Annotated in this window: 19 protein-coding genes; 11 read left to right on the top strand and 8 right to left on the bottom strand. The window is 37.0% G+C overall.

The features are described 5' to 3' along the window. Positions 1–88: 88 nt before the first annotated feature. The 7 genes from IWC72_RS11400 to IWC72_RS11375 form a co-directional block, all read right to left on the bottom strand. A complete protein-coding gene (locus tag IWC72_RS11400) occupies positions 89–1258 on the bottom strand; it encodes an acyl-CoA dehydrogenase family protein (protein ID WP_194529842.1) in 1170 nt (389 codons plus the stop codon). Between the two features lie 11 nt (positions 1259–1269). Beyond that, entirely contained in the window at positions 1270–2169 is a 900-nt protein-coding gene (locus IWC72_RS11395; protein WP_194529841.1) for a ComEA family DNA-binding protein, read from the bottom strand. A 20-nt stretch (positions 2170–2189) separates the two neighbouring features. Beyond that, the gene (locus IWC72_RS11390; RefSeq protein WP_194526322.1) at positions 2190–4262 is read right to left on the bottom strand and encodes an amino acid carrier protein; all 2073 of its coding nucleotides are present in this window, start codon (positions 4260–4262) and stop codon (positions 2190–2192) included. 110 nt (positions 4263–4372) lie between these two features. Then, entirely contained in the window at positions 4373–5335 is a 963-nt protein-coding gene (locus tag IWC72_RS11385; protein ID WP_394370063.1) for a potassium channel family protein, read from the bottom strand. 47 nt (positions 5336–5382) lie between these two features. Continuing rightward, the gene (locus tag IWC72_RS20290; RefSeq protein WP_226968015.1) at positions 5383–5610 is read right to left on the bottom strand and encodes a PspC domain-containing protein; all 228 of its coding nucleotides are present in this window, start codon (positions 5608–5610) and stop codon (positions 5383–5385) included. Between the two features lie 73 nt (positions 5611–5683). After that, positions 5684–6958, bottom strand: coding sequence for a DUF2851 family protein (locus tag IWC72_RS11380; RefSeq protein ID WP_194529840.1), 1275 nt, complete (start codon positions 6956–6958; stop codon positions 5684–5686). A 146-nt stretch (positions 6959–7104) separates the two neighbouring features. Beyond that, positions 7105–7416: a rhodanese-like domain-containing protein gene (locus tag IWC72_RS11375; protein WP_194526320.1), complete on the bottom strand. Its 312-nt coding sequence runs from the start codon at positions 7414–7416 to the stop codon at positions 7105–7107. Positions 7417–7576: 160 nt separating this feature from the next. Between IWC72_RS11375 and IWC72_RS11370 the strand changes: the two genes are divergently transcribed. The 11 genes from IWC72_RS11370 to IWC72_RS11320 all read left to right on the top strand — a co-directional run bounded on the left by IWC72_RS11370 (position 7577) and on the right by IWC72_RS11320 (position 16802). Beyond that, on the top strand, positions 7577–8026 hold the full coding sequence (locus IWC72_RS11370; protein WP_194529839.1) for a MarR family winged helix-turn-helix transcriptional regulator: 450 nt from the start codon (positions 7577–7579) through the stop codon (positions 8024–8026). Between the two features lie 35 nt (positions 8027–8061). Then, on the top strand, positions 8062–8637 hold the full coding sequence (locus tag IWC72_RS11365; protein ID WP_194526318.1) for a YceI family protein: 576 nt from the start codon (positions 8062–8064) through the stop codon (positions 8635–8637). Positions 8638–8878: 241 nt separating this feature from the next. Then, entirely contained in the window at positions 8879–10276 is a 1398-nt protein-coding gene (locus IWC72_RS11360) for an anthranilate synthase component I family protein (protein WP_194529838.1), read from the top strand. Positions 10277–10278: 2 nt separating this feature from the next. Beyond that, positions 10279–10842, top strand: a complete 564-nt coding sequence (locus IWC72_RS11355; RefSeq protein ID WP_194529837.1) for an anthranilate synthase component II — start codon at positions 10279–10281, stop codon at positions 10840–10842. Positions 10843–10897: 55 nt separating this feature from the next. Continuing rightward, positions 10898–11893, top strand: a complete 996-nt coding sequence (gene trpD, locus IWC72_RS11350) for an anthranilate phosphoribosyltransferase (RefSeq protein WP_194526315.1) — start codon at positions 10898–10900, stop codon at positions 11891–11893. 30 nt (positions 11894–11923) lie between these two features. After that, the gene (gene trpC, locus IWC72_RS11345) at positions 11924–12706 is read left to right on the top strand and encodes an indole-3-glycerol phosphate synthase TrpC (RefSeq protein WP_194526314.1); all 783 of its coding nucleotides are present in this window, start codon (positions 11924–11926) and stop codon (positions 12704–12706) included. A gap of 103 nt (positions 12707–12809) precedes the next feature. Beyond that, a complete protein-coding gene (locus IWC72_RS11340; RefSeq protein WP_226979546.1) occupies positions 12810–13412 on the top strand; it encodes a phosphoribosylanthranilate isomerase in 603 nt (200 codons plus the stop codon). A gap of 14 nt (positions 13413–13426) precedes the next feature. Then, complete coding sequence (gene trpB / locus IWC72_RS11335; protein ID WP_194529836.1) at positions 13427–14611, top strand: tryptophan synthase subunit beta; 1185 nt, start codon at positions 13427–13429, stop codon at positions 14609–14611. 90 nt (positions 14612–14701) lie between these two features. After that, positions 14702–15466: a tryptophan synthase subunit alpha gene (gene trpA, locus IWC72_RS11330; protein WP_194529835.1), complete on the top strand. Its 765-nt coding sequence runs from the start codon at positions 14702–14704 to the stop codon at positions 15464–15466. 125 nt (positions 15467–15591) lie between these two features. Next, a complete protein-coding gene (locus IWC72_RS11325; RefSeq protein ID WP_194529834.1) occupies positions 15592–16566 on the top strand; it encodes a carboxypeptidase-like regulatory domain-containing protein in 975 nt (324 codons plus the stop codon). A 98-nt stretch (positions 16567–16664) separates the two neighbouring features. Beyond that, the gene (locus tag IWC72_RS11320) at positions 16665–16802 is read left to right on the top strand and encodes a hypothetical protein (protein WP_226979740.1); all 138 of its coding nucleotides are present in this window, start codon (positions 16665–16667) and stop codon (positions 16800–16802) included. A 57-nt stretch (positions 16803–16859) separates the two neighbouring features. On the opposite strand, the gene IWC72_RS11315 is transcribed toward IWC72_RS11320, so the two are convergent. Next, positions 16860–19406 carry a phosphoenolpyruvate carboxylase gene (locus tag IWC72_RS11315; RefSeq protein ID WP_194529833.1) on the bottom strand — a complete coding sequence of 849 codons (2547 nt, stop codon included), beginning with the start codon at positions 19404–19406 and terminating at the stop codon, positions 16860–16862. Positions 19407–19663: the final 257 nt, after the last annotated feature.

Here is a 19663-nt window from a genome sequence, read left to right as displayed (position 1 = left end):
ACTAATTTACAATTGAGCACTACGTATCTCTAAATATACTTCAAAACAATACATTAAAAACACCGCAGCCCCTTAGTATATAGACCTCCTACCCTTTTGGCATTCTGTATTCTTTTTTATCGATAACGATTTTTGCAATGATTTCTTTTAGTATTTCCGAAGTTCCTCCACCTATTGGACCCAAACGACTATCCCTGAACATACGTGCCATAGGGTAATCCTCTATATACCCGTACCCACCCAAGAATTGCAAACAATCGTAAGCAACTTTATCTGCCATTTCAGTAGACTTCAATTTTGAAATAGTAGCTTCCCGAACAACATATTCGCCTTTATCCATCTTATAAACTACCCCATAATTGTATTGCTTGCATATTTCCATATCTGCATGAAGATCAACAAACTTATGGCGCAGGGCCTGGTATTGATTTATAGACTTACCGAACGTTTCCCGCTCAGACATATATTGCAATGCATACTCTAAAGCATATTCCGCCCTAGCATGGGCGTTTATTCCCATCACCAAACGTTCTAAGGCAAAAGCTTCCATTATAAAAGAAAAGCCTCTTCCCTCTTCTCCCATTAAATTACCCACAGGAACCTTTACGTTATCAAAAGCAAGTTCTGCCGTATCCGATGCTCTCCAACCTAATTTATTCAATTTACTAGCGGAGACACCTTCACTTTTTAAATCGACTATAATAATGCTTATACCCTTGTTTCCTGCAGATGGGTCCGTCTTTGCCGCCAGAATACAATAGTCTCCGTATACCCCATTGGTAATAAATGTCTTGGACCCATTAATAATATAGTTATCACCTTCCTTTACAGCCGTAGTTCGTATACCAGCTACATCACTACCACCAAATGGCTCCGTTACCCCTAAGCAACCTATTTTCTCTCCATTTACACTTGGAGTCAAATACGCCTTTTTCTGTTCGTCATTTGCATTCTTGTTCAAATGCGTCATTGCCAAATAGGCATGTGCCCACATTGCTGCTGCAAAACCACCAGAATTCACTCTCTGAAGTTCTTCCAGGAAGATAACAGTATAAAATAGATCCAGTCCCAACCCTCCATAGGTTTCAGGAGTAGCAAGACCAAAATACCCCATCTCACCAAATTTTTCCCAGATGAAAGGTTCTATAGTTCCTGACGCTTCCCATTTATCAATATGAGGAACGACTTCTTTCTTTAAAAAATCCCGGAGACTCTCTCTAAATAATTGATGTTCTTCCGTAAAGTACATGCTTTGCATTGCCATTAAATTTATAGGGCCAAATATAACTTAATTCTATCAATCTTCTCTATTGGGAAATCTTCTATTTTTGACAATTCATCAAAAGAAAGTATACTTCCGTTAGCATTTCTGTAATTTACTATACTTTCAGAGACCTGTTTTTGAAGATATACTAATTTTGATAGTTTTTTAGCCGATGCTGTATTTATGTTTATTTTTTCGATACTAGGTGTTTTTAGCACTTGAAACCTCTTTAAAGTGCGCTCTACAACTTCTGGCTCCAACCCATATACATCATACAACTGTTCATTAACCAAAAATCCTCCCAATCTGTCTCTAAATTTTACAATTCTGGCCGAAAGCTTTTCGCCAATACCATTAATTTCCCGAAGCTCTTCTATCGTGGCCGAATTTAAATCGGAAACCGTTTGCTTCACTTCTCTCTGATTACTAGAGCTTACTTCTTGTTTTATATTGAATGTTTTATAAGACGAAGTTGACTTTGCCTTACCCTGCGTCCATTCTGGAAATTTAAAATAGGGCGAAATTAACTGAAGTAACGAATCTGAAATCTTGGTAACTTTTTGAAAGTCCTCAGCGCTATTGGCAAACTTCCCCTCTTTTCTAAAATTATGCAGTCTATCTATCTCTTCTAGCGACATTCCTAAAGTATACCCCTTATAGTCCGTTATATAATTGGGATTAAAGGGATAAATTTTAATAGCGTCTTTCTCTAGAGCTTTAGCCTTAAGACTATCTATTTGAAGCTGAAGTTGTTTATCCTCAAGAAAATCAACTTTACCATCAGAAGAATTTGATGAGCTTAGGACGAAATACGCTACCTGAAGCACAACTATAATAAACAGCAAATAAAAAATCCCACTCCGTTCTTGCCTATTGAACCTGAAGTGGGATTTAAAGTTTTTCATCCGCGAAATAACTAGATAAACTATTCCTTAGCGGTTATTTGTTTTTTAAAAAGCTCGTTAGCTTTTAGTTTTCTCCAGTACGTTGTTAAATCACTTTTAACTTCACCAGACATTATATAGAGCCCTATGATATTTGGAAAGGACATGGCCAGAATCATCATATCGGAGAAATCAAGTACCGCACCTAAACTTACGGAAGCACCAATTACTACAAATACCAAGAAAAGCATCTTATATATCATCTCTGATTTTTTACTCTTACCAAAAAGGTAAGTCCAAGCGCGCATACCGTAGTAAGACCATGAAATCATTGTAGAGAAGGCAAAAAGAAATACTGCTAAAGCCAATACATATGGGAACCATGAAATCTGACTACCAAAAGCATCAGACGTTAGCTGTGCTCCTGCCATACCTTCAACCTCATGCATACCCGTAAAAATGAGTACAAGGGCTGTAAGCGTACAAACCACTACGGTATCTAGAAATGGCTCAAGAAGAGCTACAAAACCTTCAGATGGAGGATGATTGGTTTTCGCGGTACTATGCGCTATTGCTGCAGACCCGACACCTGCTTCATTTGAGAAGGCAGCCCGTTGAAATCCAATAACCAAGACACCAATTATACCTCCTTTAAGAGCAGAAGGACTAAACGCACCATCAAATATGGCCGTAAATGCAGGTCCAATATTCTGAATGTTCATAATAATCACAGCCAACGCTGCAACAATATATATGGAAGCCATAATAGGCACAACCCTACCGGTAACCTTAGCAATACTATTAATTCCACCAATAATTACAACCCCTACAAGAATAGCCGTAACCACACCAAACCAAAAGCCGTGACCGACTAATGCCGGAAACTGACCCGCTAATTGCTCAAAAGATTGGTTGGCTTGAAACATATTACCACCACCAAAAGAAGCTCCAATGGCCAAAACAGCAAATAAACCAGCTAGGACCTTACCGAAACCTTTCATGTTACGCTTCTCCAGTCCGTATCTCAAATAGTTCATTGGACCTCCAAAAACTCTTCCATCAGGCAATATATCTCTATATTTTACACCCAAGGTGCATTCTACGAACTTGGAAGACATTCCTAACAAACCACAGACAATCATCCAAAAGGTAGCTCCTGCACCACCCAAGGACACCGCTACGGCCACACCGGCTATATTACCTAGACCAACCGTACCTGAAACTGCAGTAGCCAACGCCTGAAAGTGAGTAACCTGACCAGGTGCATCCGGGTCATCATATTTACCTTTAGCAAGGTCTATAGAATGTCTGAAACCTTTAATATTTATAAAGCCCATTCTAATAGTAAAGAACGTCGCTCCCAAAACCAACCATATTACAATAAAGGAAATACCGTTAGTAATAGGGTCTCCATTAGGGTGTGTCATCACCAAAGGCTCATCATACTTGATTTCCGCTAAGTAATGTGCTCCTTGCTCAATAACATGTTTTGCATTTTCGGAATTGTAAATTACTTTTCCTTCTGCTACCAAGTACTTTAACTCACCCGTAGCGGTTGCAGTAACCGTAAGATCTTTCTCATCATTGCTAGATATAACTGCAATATTTTCTCCTTTTTTAACTTTAGCTCCTTCTGGTTTAAGCCACTTTTTAAGTACAAATCTATTTTGAATATCGTTTGTCCATCCCGGGGTGCCTATCAACTTAACATCCGCATAAACAACAGGGTCATAAATACCTATAGCTGCAAATGGATCCCAGAAAAGTATAGAACCTAGTGTGCTTACCGCAGGAGTCATCGTACCATTAAAGACTTCAGCAATGGCACTAGTCTCTACTTCAAATACTTTTGTTTCAGAATTACCCGCAGCATCTGTAACCAAAACATTATAAGGAACACCTTCTACCAAACCACTAGCCCTTGAAGAAGACAAAGCAGTTTCTTGATTACTCCATTTATAAATATATGGAGGTGTTCCCCCTGTTACATCTACCTCTATTACACCATCATTAATTTGTGAAGATGGATTGTAAACTTTGCCTTTTACAACAAGCTCTTGAGAAAAGGCTACTACACCAAGTAGTAGGAAAAACAATAAGGTAAATTTCTTCATATGTATTTTTGTGGGTTCAGTGCTATATCAAGGTTTTTAACACAATTTCGGCAATATCTTAAAAAATAGTAACACAATCAAATAATAATGTTCAATTAACGTAGGTAGAACTAACCTATAGAGAACATTTCATTCAGTTTTCGTATTTGCTCAGGTCTGCCTAAAACAATTACTTTGCTTTTGGGCTGCAACTGCAAATCTGCTTCTGGATTAATAATATAGTTTCCGCTAGGTTCAATGTAACCAATTATAGTACAACCGGTTCGCTTACGCAAATCTAAATCTCGCAAGGAATTACATTCTACCTGACCTTTAAAATCTTCTATTGCAACTTCCTCTAAATTTGTTGTATGCTCGCCTTCTACCCCTAGCTTATCCATAAAAGTAATAAGGTCTGGCATCACAATTAACGAAGCCATATGGTCTCCCCCAATTTTGTCCGGCATGATGACTTTGTTAGCACCCGCTAAAAGCAATTTTTTCTGAGAAGTTACCAAAGACGCCCTTGTAACTATAAACAAATCTTTATTCAATTGCCTTGCGGACAACACTACAAACAAGTTAGCTGCATCATCCGGAAGTGCCGTTATTAAATATTGCGCACGATCAAGACCGGCAGCAAGTAGAATTTCATCTTCATTAGCATCGCCTTCAACAAATAAAAGCTCTTCATCATACTTTTCTATTACCTCTTTATCTCTCTCTATAACAACAAAAGGTTTCTTATAAGCTTTTAAACGTTCTACCGCCTGCATACCGTTTCTACCAAAACCACAAACAATAACATGACCAGAAAGATTATCAATTTTATTTTTCACTTTTTTCTTTTTTAATTCTTGTAGTGAATTTCTACTTAAAATATATTCTGTAATGACCGAAATAGAAAATGCTAAAATAAAAACACTAAGTATGATGAGTATTACAGTAAATATTTTCTCTTGAGTATCCATAGGCCCCACTTCCGAAAAACCTACTGTCGTCACGGTAATAATGGTCATATAAAGCGCATCTACCCAAGTAAGATCAGATAAAAAACGATACCCAAAAACACCAATCAACAATACACTAAGCATTAAAGTTAGTGCTATGTATATTCTAGATTGAAAGAATTGCATCAATTTCATAAATCAAAAACAGAAGTACGCTTGGTATACACCAAGTCTTTAATACCTAACCAAAAAGCTAAAAATAAATAGAGCGCAAAACCAAAACCCAAAGTCACGAATGTTAGATAAATGAAAGACGTACGAACAACCCTAGCCCGTATACCTAACCTTTCAGCTATTCTTCGACATACCTCAAAACCACGTTTCTGAAAATAATAAAGTAACTTATAAAAGATATTCATAGTAATATTTGAAACTAATAGTAAAGCTAATTAAGGCGTTTATTTAAAATCTTCAAAGCCAAATTTAACCATTTCAGCGTAATAAATTAGTACCTACAGCACATTGTAGGCATTTGTTTTGAGTACAATAACTATTATACAATTGCAACAAAGCTTGACTTTCTTGTGCATTGCCAGCAGAAAGGCCATGAGTTTTAAAATTACCGACAACCGTATTTTCTTCTTTCTTTATATTTGATATGATATTGATTATGTTTTCATTAACGTCTTTACCTTGATATTTGGCATAACAAAATTGTAGCGGTAGAATTGCGTTTACAATCAGTAAATCAATAAATTTTGGCGTCAGCCTTTTAATACTCTTTTTTGATTTCTTTCCGAACGTATAGTGATCATTCCAATACGGACTAGCAGAAACTTCAAACAACGCATACATTTCTTCTAAACTTGTTGCCGAAACTACTTTTTGAAACAACGAGAAATGTGAACCATATAAATTAGCCAATTGAGATAGCCGGATAGTAGGGAAGTTGGGCGGTCTAAGCTTGAAGAATTGTGGTTTTAAAACACCTTCATCTTTTAAATCATATTTTTTCTTCTGATACTCATACTCTTTTTTTAATTGAATATAATATTCGTCTAAAACCTCATCGTCTTCCAGTAAATGGGTCATACCAAACAACAGGCTCTCTGTCTGAAATACATTCTCTTGCTGCTTTCTAAAAACTGAAAATTCAAGAGCAGCGCCCAAACTTAGAAAAGACGCCCCATTTATTTTGAGTCCAAAAGTCTTTAAGAGTGAGGTAAAAAGAACCTGCTCCCAATTATTATTCGTTTTTTCAAGTAGTTCCAGTACAAATTCAGCTTTGACCTCTAATCGTTCAAAATATAATCGCTCTAGCCAGTTCTTAACCAGAAAATCGTCAACTTCTTTAAGGTCTTTTTCGCAATTAACAAAACGAACATCTTTCTTATCAAACAACTTTTGGTAAGATTGCAACAACTGCAATGGAATGTACTTGCGTAATTCTAATGTGGGTATGGCGCTATTATCTTTTCTAAAAACTTCAACATCATCCTCCCAAACCACATGTAATATTACATTATTATAGTTATCGTCTTCCTCATGATAATGCGCGTACCAATCCGAAGATTTTAAATGTATCTCTACATTACCCGCCCAAACCTGACCGTCAATATCTATTTTAGCATTAAAGAAATCAGGACCCGCCAAATGATTGTGAGCACCAAAATCCAAAAGCAGCAAACGTTCTCCTAGGGTCGTTACTAAGTTTGTAAGTTGTAGCTTCTTATACTTCCAAATAAAATGAAGAAGGTCTTCTCGCATAGGAAATGGTTTGTTTTGCAATGTACAATTTAGACACAAAAAACGTAAAAACTAAAAAATCTCTACTGGACACCTATAATAGATACCCAGTAGAGACTTCATTTCTCTGGTATTAGAACTCCCACTAAAAAAAGTAAAAAATACAACTACTCCCCTTCTACAGCTCCGTCCCAATTCATGAAACCACCTTCAAGGTTGTACGTATTCTCAAAACCTACACTGTTCATAATGGCACAGGCCTGACCACTGCGGTTACCGCTACGGCAATACACATAATAATTCTTGCTTTTATCAAGCTTCTCTATCTCGTTCAAGAAATCTTGTCCAAGGTAAAAATCTATATTTGTAGAATTAGGAATATATCCCTCCTCTACTTCTTCTGGAGTCCTAACATCCAGAATCAGCGCATTATCATCTTTTTCTAGTTGCTCTTCCCAATCTTCTTGTGATAAATTCATAACGTTCTTTTTTTTCGCTACCGCGAATATCAATTAAAATCCAAAATTACGGATTTTGATTCAAAGGCATTTCCTAAATATTTAACAAAAATTTACCGATCCAATATTTTACCACATCAAACATTCAATATACATTTGTATATACAATAGTTGTAGAGACATGAATGTTGAAGATATTTTAAAGACCGATAAAGAGATTCCTTTAAAAAGCCGAACGCTAATTCACTTTTTATTGGTGAACAATAGGGTAAACGAAGCCTTAAATACTGCTTTAAAACCTCATGGCGTATCCTTACAACAGTTTAATGTGCTACGCATATTAAGAGGACAGAACGAAAAACCAGCAAGTTTAGCAACGCTTAACGAACGAATGGTAACCAAAATGAGCAATACTACCCGTTTGGTAGATAAACTATTATTAAAAGAATATGTAGAAAGAAGGGTTTGCCCTTCGAACCGGCGGAAGGTAGAAATACGTATAACAAAAGAGGGACTATCTATTTTGAAAAAAATGGATATCTCTATGTCCGAAGCCGAAGATAGATTGCTTCAAAATCTATCTGATCAAGAAATGGAACAACTGAACGTGTTGTTCAATAAATTTGAATAAAAACACTAATATCAATTAATTTTTAAACATCAATTATGAAAAAAGGAGTATTTAGTTTAGCACTTGCCATGGTATTTGGCGTAGCAACAGCAACTGAACCAGTAGCTGAAGAGAAAAAAGAAGTAAAAACAGAAACAAGTAGTATTACCTGGAAGGCTTATAAAGTAACTGGATCTCATTACGGAAATGTCAACTTAAAATCAGGTACTTTAGTTTTTGAAGGTGATAAATTAACAGGGGGAGAGTTTGAAGCCGACATGACTACGTTGGTAGCAACTGACGTTGAGGGAGAATCTAAAGGAAAATTAGAAGGCCATTTAAAATCTGACGATTTCTTTGGTACCGAAAAGCACACTGCCGCTAAATTGGTTTTTACTAAAGTTGAGGCTACTGGTAAAAATTCTTATGAAGTAACGGGTGACCTTACCATTAAAGATATTACCAAACCTGTAACTTTTGACGTATCTGTGTATGGTAGCAAAGCTACTGCTACAGTAAAAGTAGATAGAACAGCTTATGACATTAAATATGGTTCCGGTAGTTTCTTTGACAATTTAGGCGATAAAGCCATTTATGACGAGTTTGACCTAGTGGTCGACCTAGAATTCTAAATAGGTACAACTATAAAATTTAAGCCCTGCATTTCACACGATTGCAGGGTTTTGTTTTTTTCAAACAAATGGGTTTGTGGTTTTAAAAATGATTTCTATATTTGAGCCAATGAACAGAAATAACACAAATACTTGGTGGTGGAACAACTCTCGACAGATATCGTGAGCTAAGCATCATTGTAGTAAAACTATATAAAGGCTTGTCATCACGACAAGCCTTTTGCATTTGAATACTATCAACATGAAGTACAAATTAAAATCATTCCACAAAAAAATCCTGGCCGATACCATTACGCCGGTAAGCGTTTATCTAAAAATTAGAGACCGCTTCCCCAATAGTATCTTGCTTGAAAGTAGCGACTATCACGCTAACGACAATAGTTTTTCGTATATCTGTTGCAACCCTATTGCATCAATAAAAATAGAGAATGAAACCATTATTGAGCGTTTTCCTGATCAGACTTCGCAAGAAACGGAAATAAACGAAGGTACAGACGTTGTAAAAGTCTTGCATGACTTCAGTAAAAAGTTTGAAGCCGACGAAAGCGATTTCAAATTCATCAACAACGGTATTTTTGGTTACATGGCCTATGATGCCGTTCGTTATTATGAAGATGTGGAAATCAGTAAAAAAGACAACTCAATCACTATACCTGATATTTACTATGCAGTCTACCAAAACATCATTGCGATAGACCATCATAAGAATGAAGCCTATATTTTTGCGCATTGTTATAACACTGATGAAAACACATCTGAAATAGCACATATCTTGAATGTACGCACATTTGCTTCATATAATTTCTCTTTGGATGGAGACGCTACTTCCAATCTGGAAGATGAAGAGTATAGAGAACACGTTCGATTAGCTAAAAAACACTGTCAACGTGGTGATGTTTTTCAGCTGGTTTTATCTCGTAGATTTTCTCAAGGATTCAAAGGAGATGAATTCAATGTTTACCGAGCACTTCGTTCTATAAACCCTTCACCTTACTTATTTTATTTTGATTATGGCGATTTTAAGATTTTTGGAAGTTCTCCGGAAGCTCAACTTATCGTTAAAGAAGGTAAAGCAGAAATTCACCCTATCGCCGGAACCTTTAAACGTACCGGAAACGATGAACAAGATGCCATTCTTGCCAAACAACTTAAAGAAGACGACAAGGAAAATAGCGAACATGTAATGTTGGTAGATTTAGCTCGTAACGATTTAAGCCGAAACGGTAGTTTGGTAGAGGTAACCAATTATAGAGAAGTACAGTTCTTTTCCCACGTTATTCATCTGGTATCAAAAGTTGTAGGGCAAAAGAAAAAAGATACGCCTACCATGAAAGTAGTTGCGGACACTTTTCCAGCAGGAACGTTAAGCGGCGCACCAAAACATATGGCCATGCAGCTTATTGAGAAGTATGAAAAAACCAGTAGAGGATACTACGGTGGCGCCATCGGCTTTATGGATTTTGACGGTAATTTCAACCATGCCATTATGATCCGTACGTTCTTGAGCAAAAACCACCAGTTAAATTACCAAGCGGGCGCAGGTCTTGTTGCCGCATCAAACCCCGAAGACGAATTGCAAGAAACCTATAACAAATTGGGCGCACTGACCAAAGCTTTGAAAATTGCTGAAACCATATAACCATGAAGAAGATTTTAGTAATAGACAACTACGATAGTTTTACCTATAACTTGGTTCATTATTTAGAGGACTTAGATTGTCAGGTTATAGTAAAACGTAACGACCAATTGACTTTGGAAGAAGTTGATGCTTTTGATAAAATAGTGCTTTCACCTGGACCAGGAATTCCGGACGAAGCAGGACTTTTAAAGGAAATTATTGCCAAATATGCACCTACCAAGAGTATTTTTGGGGTGTGCTTGGGCCAACAGGCCATAGGTGAAGTTTTTGGTGGTTCAATAATTAATTTAGACGAAGTATACCACGGTATCGCTACTGAAATAACGATTACCAAAGACGACCCTAATTTTGAAGGCCTTCCCAAAAAGATAAATGTGGGACGCTACCATTCATGGGTAGTGGACCCAAATTTACCGGAAAGCCTAGAAGCTACCTCAGTTGATGAAAACGGTCAAATTATGTCGCTTCGCCATAAGGTCTATGATGTTTCCGCAGTGCAATTCCACCCTGAGTCGGTTTTGACTCCTGAAGGTAAAAAGATTCTTTCTAACTGGTTGAAAAACTAAATTTGGAAGTCTAAAAAACATATCAAAACGTTTACATAGCAGTAAGAACAGTACCATGAAAGAAATCTTAAATAAACTCATTAATCACGATATTCTTGAGAAGCAGGAAGCAAAACAAGTGTTGGTAAATATTGCCAAAGGAGATTACAATACAAGCCAGATTGCAGCCTTCTTAACTGTTTATATGATGCGTAGTATCGCCATAGAAGAGCTGGAAGGTTTCAGAGATGCCCTTTTAGAATTGTGTTTGGCCGTAGACCTTTCCGACTACAACCCAATTGATTTATGTGGAACCGGTGGTGACGGAAAAGACACTTTTAACATCTCTACCTTGGCTTCATTTATTACCGCAGGTGCGGGAGTGCACGTAACCAAACATGGTAATTATGGGGTTTCTTCAAAATGTGGAAGTAGTAATGTAATGGAGTTCTTGGGAATCAAATTCAGTAACGAAGCTGACTTCCTAAAGAAATCTATTGATGAAGCTGGAATTTGCGTTTTGCACGCTCCTTTATTTCACCCAGCCATGAAAAATGTAGGCCCTATTCGGAGGGAATTAGCGGTGAAGACCTTTTTCAACATGTTGGGGCCAATGGTAAACCCCGCTTTCCCAAAGAACCAAATGGTAGGTGTTTTTAATTTGGAACTTGCTAGAATGTATGGGTACCTATATCAAAATACCGATAAGAAATTTACTGTTCTTCACGCTTTAGATGGTTATGACGAAATATCATTGACCGGAAATACAAAAACCATTTCCAACACTAGCGAAAGCATGTTAAAGCCCGAAGATTTTGGAGTTCAAAAAATAAAGCAATCTCAAATTGTTGGGGGCGATTCCATTGAAGATTCTGCTCAGATATTTATGAATGTTTTGCAAGGTCGTGGTACAGAAGCTCAGAATAATGTGGTTTGCGCTAATGCAGGAATTGCTATTGCAACGGTTAAAAATTTGAGTCCAAAAGAAGGTTTTGAAAAAGCTAAAGAATCATTATTGGCAGGTAAAGGGCTAAATGCGTTGAGAAAGTTGCAAGAGTTAAGTAAAAATTAAAAGTGGCATCCAAGATGCGAATAAAAACACATGAATATTCTAGATAAAATAGTAGCGGACAAACACAAAGAAGTGGGCTTAAAGAAGTCCATTATTCCTATTTCACAATTAGAAAAATCGGTATTGTTCTCCCGCCAAACTGTTTCGTTGAGCAATGCACTGCGCAATAGTGATAGTGGTATCATTGCCGAGCATAAACGTCGTTCCCCTTCAAAATCTGAAATCAACCAAAGTTTAAATGTGCAAGATGTAGCTAGAGGCTATGAGGATGCCGGCGTTTGCGGGATGTCCGTTTTAACGGATGGAAAATATTTTGGTGGTTCTTTAGATGATTTATTACTAGCTCGTGCGGCAGTTCAAATGCCATTGTTGCGAAAAGAATTTATAATTAACGAGTATCAAATTTTAGAGGCCAGAGCGCACGGCGCAGATGTTATTCTTTTGATAGCCGCTATTCTATCCAAAGAAGAAATAAAAACATTTTCGGAGCTCGCAAAAAGCCTTGGTTTAGACGTATTGTTAGAAGTACACAACGAAGCCGAACTACATAAAAGCATCATGCCCAGTCTAGATATGTTGGGTGTAAACAACCGAAACTTAAAGACTTTTGAGGTTAGTTTAGAAACAAGCAAATCGCTTTCATCACTTATTCCCGATGAGTTTGTTAAAGTTTCAGAAAGTGGAATCAGTTCCGTAGAGGCCATTAAGGATTTAAAACCTTACGGTTATAAAGGTTTTTTGATTGGAGAAAATTTCATGAAAACGGATAACCCTGGCGAGAATGCCAAGAAATTCATAAAACAATTGTCGTAATTGCGACCCAACAGCAATGGCTAAAATGGACTATAACTATTCTACCAAAAAAGAGCGGCCTTCTACCGTGGAAACGGCACCCTTGAAATTGAAGGTCTGTGGTATGAAAAAAAATACATCCGAAATTGCCGGTTTAAAACCCGATTATTTAGGTTTTATTTTTTGGGATAAATCAAAACGTCATTTTTCAGGGCCTATGGCAGCTGTGCCTCATACCATAAAAAAAGTGGGTGTATTTGTTGACGCGGCTATTCAAACGGTATTGGAACGAATTGAAGATTATAACCTTTTGTTGGTGCAATTGCATGGTAAAGAAACCCCTGAATATTGTGCCGAGCTTAAAAAAAGAGTAAATCAAATACAGATTATAAAAGTACTCTCTATCAAAAATGATTTTGATTTTGAGGCTCTATTGCCTTACGAATCTGTTTGTGATTTCTATCTTTTTGATACCAAAGGAAAACTACCAGGAGGAAACGGTTATGCTTTTGACTGGGGTGTTCTAAAAGAGTACCCGTCTACCAAACCTTATTTCTTAAGTGGGGGCATTGGTTTAGATGAAGTAGACTCATTAAAAGAATTCATGACGCGGCCGGAAGCCAAATACTGTCACGCCATAGATGTAAACAGTAAGTTTGAAATAGAACCTGGGCTAAAGGATGTTAAGAAAGTAAAAGAATTTAAGAGCGCACTAAGTATCAAGTAAAAATACGAATGACTATGAAAACGTATCAAGCGGACGAAAAAGGATATTACGGGGAGTTTGGAGGGGCATTTATTCCTGAAATGCTCTACCCCAATACGGAAGAACTTAGACAGAACTATATTCGCATCATGGAAGAACCTTCTTTTAAAGAAGAGTTTGACCAATTACTTAAAGATTATGTGGGGCGCCCTACTCCACTTTATTTTGCGGATAGACTTTCAAAAAAATATAATACCAAAATTTATCTAAAGCGAGAAGACCTTTGTCATACAGGAGCCCACAAGGTAAATAACACTATCGGGCAGATTCTTATGGCCAAGAAATTGGGCAAAAACAGAATCATTGCTGAAACTGGCGCCGGCCAACATGGTGTGGCAACTGCAACGGTCTGTGCACTTATGGGCATTGAATGCATCGTGTACATGGGCGAAATAGATATTGCCAGACAGGCACCTAACGTAGCACGTATGAAAATGCTAGGAGCAGAAGTTAGACCCGCACTTTCAGGTAGCCGAACATTAAAAGATGCTACCAATGAGGCTATTCGTGATTGGATTAATAACCCGGTAGACACCCACTACATCATTGGTAGTGTTGTTGGGCCACACCCTTACCCGGATATGGTGGCACGATTTCAATCTATTATTTCTGAAGAAATTAAATGGCAGCTAAAAGAAAAAGAAGGTCGTGAAAATCCCGATTACGTGGTTGCTTGTGTTGGTGGAGGAAGTAACGCCGCCGGAGCTTATTACCATTATTTAGACAATCCTGATGTAGGTATTATTGCAGTTGAAGCTGCAGGAAAAGGAATTGACACCGGTGAAAGTGCCGCAACATCTGCTTTGGGAAAAGTGGGCATCATTCACGGAAGCAAAACCTTATTGATGCAGACCAATGACGGACAGATTACGGAACCGTATTCTATTTCTGCAGGGTTGGATTACCCCGGAGTTGGACCTATGCATGCCAATTTGTTTGCATCCGGTCGTGGAGAATTTATATCGATTACAGATGAGGACGCCATGAATGCTGGATTGCTTTTATGTAAGACAGAAGGTATTATTCCCGCTATTGAATCTTCACATGCACTTGCAATTCTTGAGTGCCGAAAATTCAAACCTGAAGATATTGTGGTCATCAACCTATCGGGTCGTGGTGACAAAGACCTCAACAACTATATTGAATATTTTAATCTATAAAATACATGGGGAAGTTTAATGAATATGATAACGTATTTTCTTGACTAACTTACTCCATCCTATTTAAAAAGGAAAAACAGATTTGAAACTATGGCGAATAGAATCAACAATAAATTAAACGAAGACGAGAAACTCCTTTCGATCTACTTTACCGCAGGATATCCAAAATTGGGTGATACGGTCGAAATCATACAAAATCTAGAGAAAAACGGTATTGATATGATTGAAATAGGGCTTCCTTTCAGCGACCCTTTGGCTGATGGCCCAACGATTCAACAAAGCTCCACAGCGGCTCTTAAAAACGGTATGACCACCGAAATTCTTTTTGATCAACTGAAAGATATTCGGAAGTCGGTTTCCATTCCACTTATCATCATGGGCTATTTTAACCCGATGCTTCAATATGGCGTTGAAGCCTTCTGTAAAAAATGCCAGGAAATAGGTATAGACGGACTCATCATTCCCGACTTACCCGTTGATGTATATCATGACGAGTACCAAGAAACGTTTGAAAAATATGGACTCATCAATGTCTTTTTGATAACGCCACAGACTTCCGAAGAGCGTATTCGTTTTATCGATTCAGTTTCCAACGGGTTTATTTATATGGTAAGTTCCGCCAGTGTTACGGGATCTCAATCCGGTTTTGGCGATGAACAGCAAGCCTATTTTCAACGTATTGCAGATATGAACCTAGAAAACCCTCAAATCGTAGGTTTTGGCATCAGTAATTCAGAAACTTTTGAGCAGGCTACCAAATCTGCCAAGGGAGCTATAATTGGCTCGGCATTTATTAAACATTTGAACGGTCATGGTGTTGACGGAATTTCAACCTTCACAAAAACTATTCGGTAAACTTACATAACGCAATATCACATTTCCTATTACTATAAATCCCTATACTGAAAATGCGTAAATCACGTTCTCAATAAAGTACACCGCCTTAAAGGCTATTTTCTCTGTACTAATTTGTTTACGTCATGAAACGATACCTATCTGTTATTTTCTTTTTTATAACCTATTGCACAACTGCGCAAGAGTTTAAAATTGTTGATGGTAAAGACCGTTCTCCCATTTCTTTTGCTACCATATCCTTTGGTGATGGGCTAGGCACGTTTGCTGATGAAGAAGGATCTTTTACTTTTTCTTCGAAGAAATATCCTGATATAGACACACTTTTTATTTCAGGGCTTGGTTACAAAGAAAAAGCACTGCTAATACCTCTTGAAGATAACCCTACAGCAACTATCGTTAAGCTAGACCCAGAAGTTTCACAGCTCGGTGAGGTCATAGTCTCAGCTCCTAAAGAGGGAAAATTCAAATTTCGCAAACAAAAAGCACAAACCCATAACGATATTTTTGCTTGCTGGCTACCTACCGTAGAAAGTGAAATCGCCGTACTATTTACCCGATATGAAAACAAAGCGTCACAAATATCAAAACTGTATCTGCCCGTAAATGCGGAGTCTGAATACAAATTTAAAGGAAAAGGAAAGTTTGCTACCATTTTTAGGGCACAGTTCTATGAAAATAACAAGGGCACTCCGGGTTCAGCAATCCCATATGAAAGTGTAATTTTTGCTATGGATGAAAAAGCGGATAAGGTTTTTGAACTGGACTTATTATCCAAATCGATTTTCATACCTGAATCAGGTATTTTTATTTCAATTCAGGTTTTAGGCTATGCTGGCCTTGATGGAAAGTTAATTGAGACCAAAAAATATAGAGAGATAAAAACCTCCCGAGGTATTCAAAAAATATCTACTTCTTTCAGACCGTTATTACCCTTTATAAAAGGCGAAGCCAATCAGAGAACTTTTGTTAGACGCATCTTTTTTAATGATAAAAAATGGCAAGTCTTTGACCAGAATTACAATCCAAATTCAAAACTATTACAAACCGGACATAGAAATTATGGGATGGGTGCGGAGTTCAAGGTTTTCGAAAGCAATTAATTTAACAACCTCTAACAAAGCTTTACAAATGCTTTAACCCTATTTCTCTAATCATTTAATTAAGTTATGGTTGAACTTAAAAATTAAAAAACATGGGAATGATAGATGATAAGAGAAAATTTAAAAGAAAAGTAGAACAGAGCAACCCTACAAACCCGACCGGTAATACAAGTGTAGATACTAACAAGTTTGATATTGAAAAAGACACCATTAAAGGTCAGCAAAATAAGCAGTAGGATTAATTACCTATAAAGTAAAATAGCCCGTACGTTAAACGTACGGGCTATTTTTTGTTATGCAGAGTTCCTACTGGCATTAATATTACCATAAAGGGAACGAGTAACGATTTTTTCATACTCGTCTTTAAAGTCACTTCCCTTACCTATTTTTTGTAAGGCAAACTGCTGTATCACCAACAACGGAAGAACAATGTTCTCACGTATCTTAATAGACTCACGAGAAACCGCTTCATTTTCCATCAAAATTTTACTTCCTGATATTAGAAGCAACATTTTCTTTGACAACATATATTCCTCATGAAGGATATTCCAGAAGGCACCGTATTCCTCATCTTGCTTCATATATGAGGTTAACTCAAAGTAACACTTAGAAAGAGACATCATACTATTGCTCATCAAAGCTTTAAAGAAAGGTACTTCTTTATACAACTTCTTAAGTTCAGACAACCTGCCTTCGTTCTTAATAGTTTGAATTGCGGTACCTAAACCAAAATAACCAGGTACGTTTTGCTTCAATTGGCTCCAAGAACCTACAAAAGAGATAGCTCTTAAATCAGTCAACTCCAGCTTTTTCTTGTTCCCTCTTTTACCTGGTCTACTACCAATATTCGCTTTTTGGTAGTATTTTAAAGTACTTCTATTTTCTAGGTATGAAATAAACTTATCATGTTGCTTGAGCGCATCATACTTTTCAAAGCTCAACTCAGAAAGTTGCTCTATTAGTTTTCTATGATCTTTAGAAATTACATTCTCTTTACCAAAAAGGTTATTTGAAAGACCAGCAGTCAATAATTGCTCACTGTTATGAATAAACTGCTCTTTAGTACCATATGTACTTGTAATGGTCTGCCCCTGTATAGTTAATTGAATTTCATGATTGGCAATACTCTTAGTTTGTGCCGCGTAGAAACGATGTGTTTTTCCACCACCACGTGCCGGTGGTCCACCACGACCGTCAAAGAAAATAGCATTGAAACCATTTTTATCACAAACCTTGGAAAGTGTTTCTTTGGTCTTGAAAATAGCCCAGTTGGCTTTCAGATACCCACCATCTTTTGTACCATCGGAAAAACCGAGCATTATGGTCTGGTTATTATTTCTTCTTTCCAAATGCGCTTTATACTCAGGCAAGTTAAAAAGTGTCTGCATTGTGTTTTCAGCACCATCCATACCGTTCATGGTTTCGAACAAAGGCACGATATCAAAACTGATATCTTCTTTCTTCCAACCACACCATCTAAATAATCCAAAAACGAACAATACTGAAAAGATATCTTCAGAATTACTGATTATATAGCGGTTACAACCTTCTTCGCCATTAGCATCTTGAATACCTTTTAGCTGCTTTATATTGGTTATAGTATCTTTTACGATATCCTCGGAAAAGTCATTAGCATCTACCGTCAAATCCTTATTGATTAAAAGGTCTACCAAAGCCTCTTCCGAAAGCTCATTGATATCTTCTTTAATCAACTTGTTTTGTTTCAATATACTCTCAATCGCTAAAACGTGTTTGCTGTGATCTTGCCTCACATCTAAAGTCGCAAAGTGAGTTTTGAATATTTTTACCTTATCGATAAAATTCTCCAGTTCTTTCAAATATAGACTGTGATATTTAGTCACCAATAATTCTCTAGTATCTAAAAGTGGTTGTAAAATATCTGCATAACCCACCTTTTTATTCGAATCGAACATAGCTGCATACAAGTTACCTCTAAGCTTCTGCAAAGGCTCTTGTAAATCTTTGAAGGTCAGTTTTTGTTGAATGATTTTTAAATCATTGTAATAACACTTCATTAAGGTAACCCGAAGCTCGTCAGACACATCTTTGGTGATATCTGCAGTAACAAAAGGGTTACCATCACGGTCACCACCAGGCCAAAAGCCCAACTTCATTATATTATGATTCTCAAAATCTGCTTTATTAATGTTCTCTTTGATATAGGCATACAAATCACCTACAGCATTGTAATACACGTGACGCAAGAAGTAAATGATATTTTTTGCTTCGTCTAAAGGTGTCGGTTTTTTTGAATTGATCAAAGACGTTAACCCTAACTGCTGCAAAGCGATATCAATATCGTCGATTTTATCCTCTAAAATCAACGAACGTAATTTTTCTATAATATCTAAAACTGCAGGTGTATAGAACTGAGTGGGGTGAGCTGTCATTACCAAACGGGCACTGAACGTAGAGAGTTTCTTGGACACTTTGTCCCAACTCTTGTTTTTATCCACTAGTTCAAAATAATCTTTTATAGATAACGAACGCGTGTGCTCTTGCAACTTAGGAAAAGCAGCATCTTCTACACTATCATACAAAACCACCTGTCTTTCTACGTACTGAATGATTCTGAACATGAAATCGATTTGGTCCTTTTCAGATTCAATATGTGCATAATTTTCAAAAAATGCCTCCAAAATCTCTTGCGGATTCAACCCTGAACTTAAGCCCTTCTGACATTGATCAAGTAACAAAGGTATAAGCATACCAACGTTCTCAATATTCCGATAAGGTAAATTTAAGAAGAGGCTATTGTAGACATTGAACTTATTATTGACCGATTTTTTAAACTCAACCAATCTTTCTGAATGCGGCATAGGCAATATTAAAATTTAAGCAATTATATATCAATTTCAATCTGTAAATATCGGCAATAATCCATGACTATTACTACTCTAATACATCATATAACAAAAATATCACACTACACCACAAAAACAACAGTCTTGACAACAATAATTATCTCGAAACGGCATAACTATATACATTTACCATGTAATTAATACCGATTTAAATTTTTTCATTTTCATATAGTGTTCTCGTAAAAGAGTCTTATCGAAACCGATAGGACTCT

This window comes from Zobellia roscoffensis (assembly GCF_015330165.1).
Classification (GTDB): domain Bacteria; phylum Bacteroidota; class Bacteroidia; order Flavobacteriales; family Flavobacteriaceae; genus Zobellia; species Zobellia roscoffensis.
The sequence above is the reverse complement of the archived record's forward strand: the minus strand, read 5'-3'. Positions and strand labels throughout refer to the sequence as shown.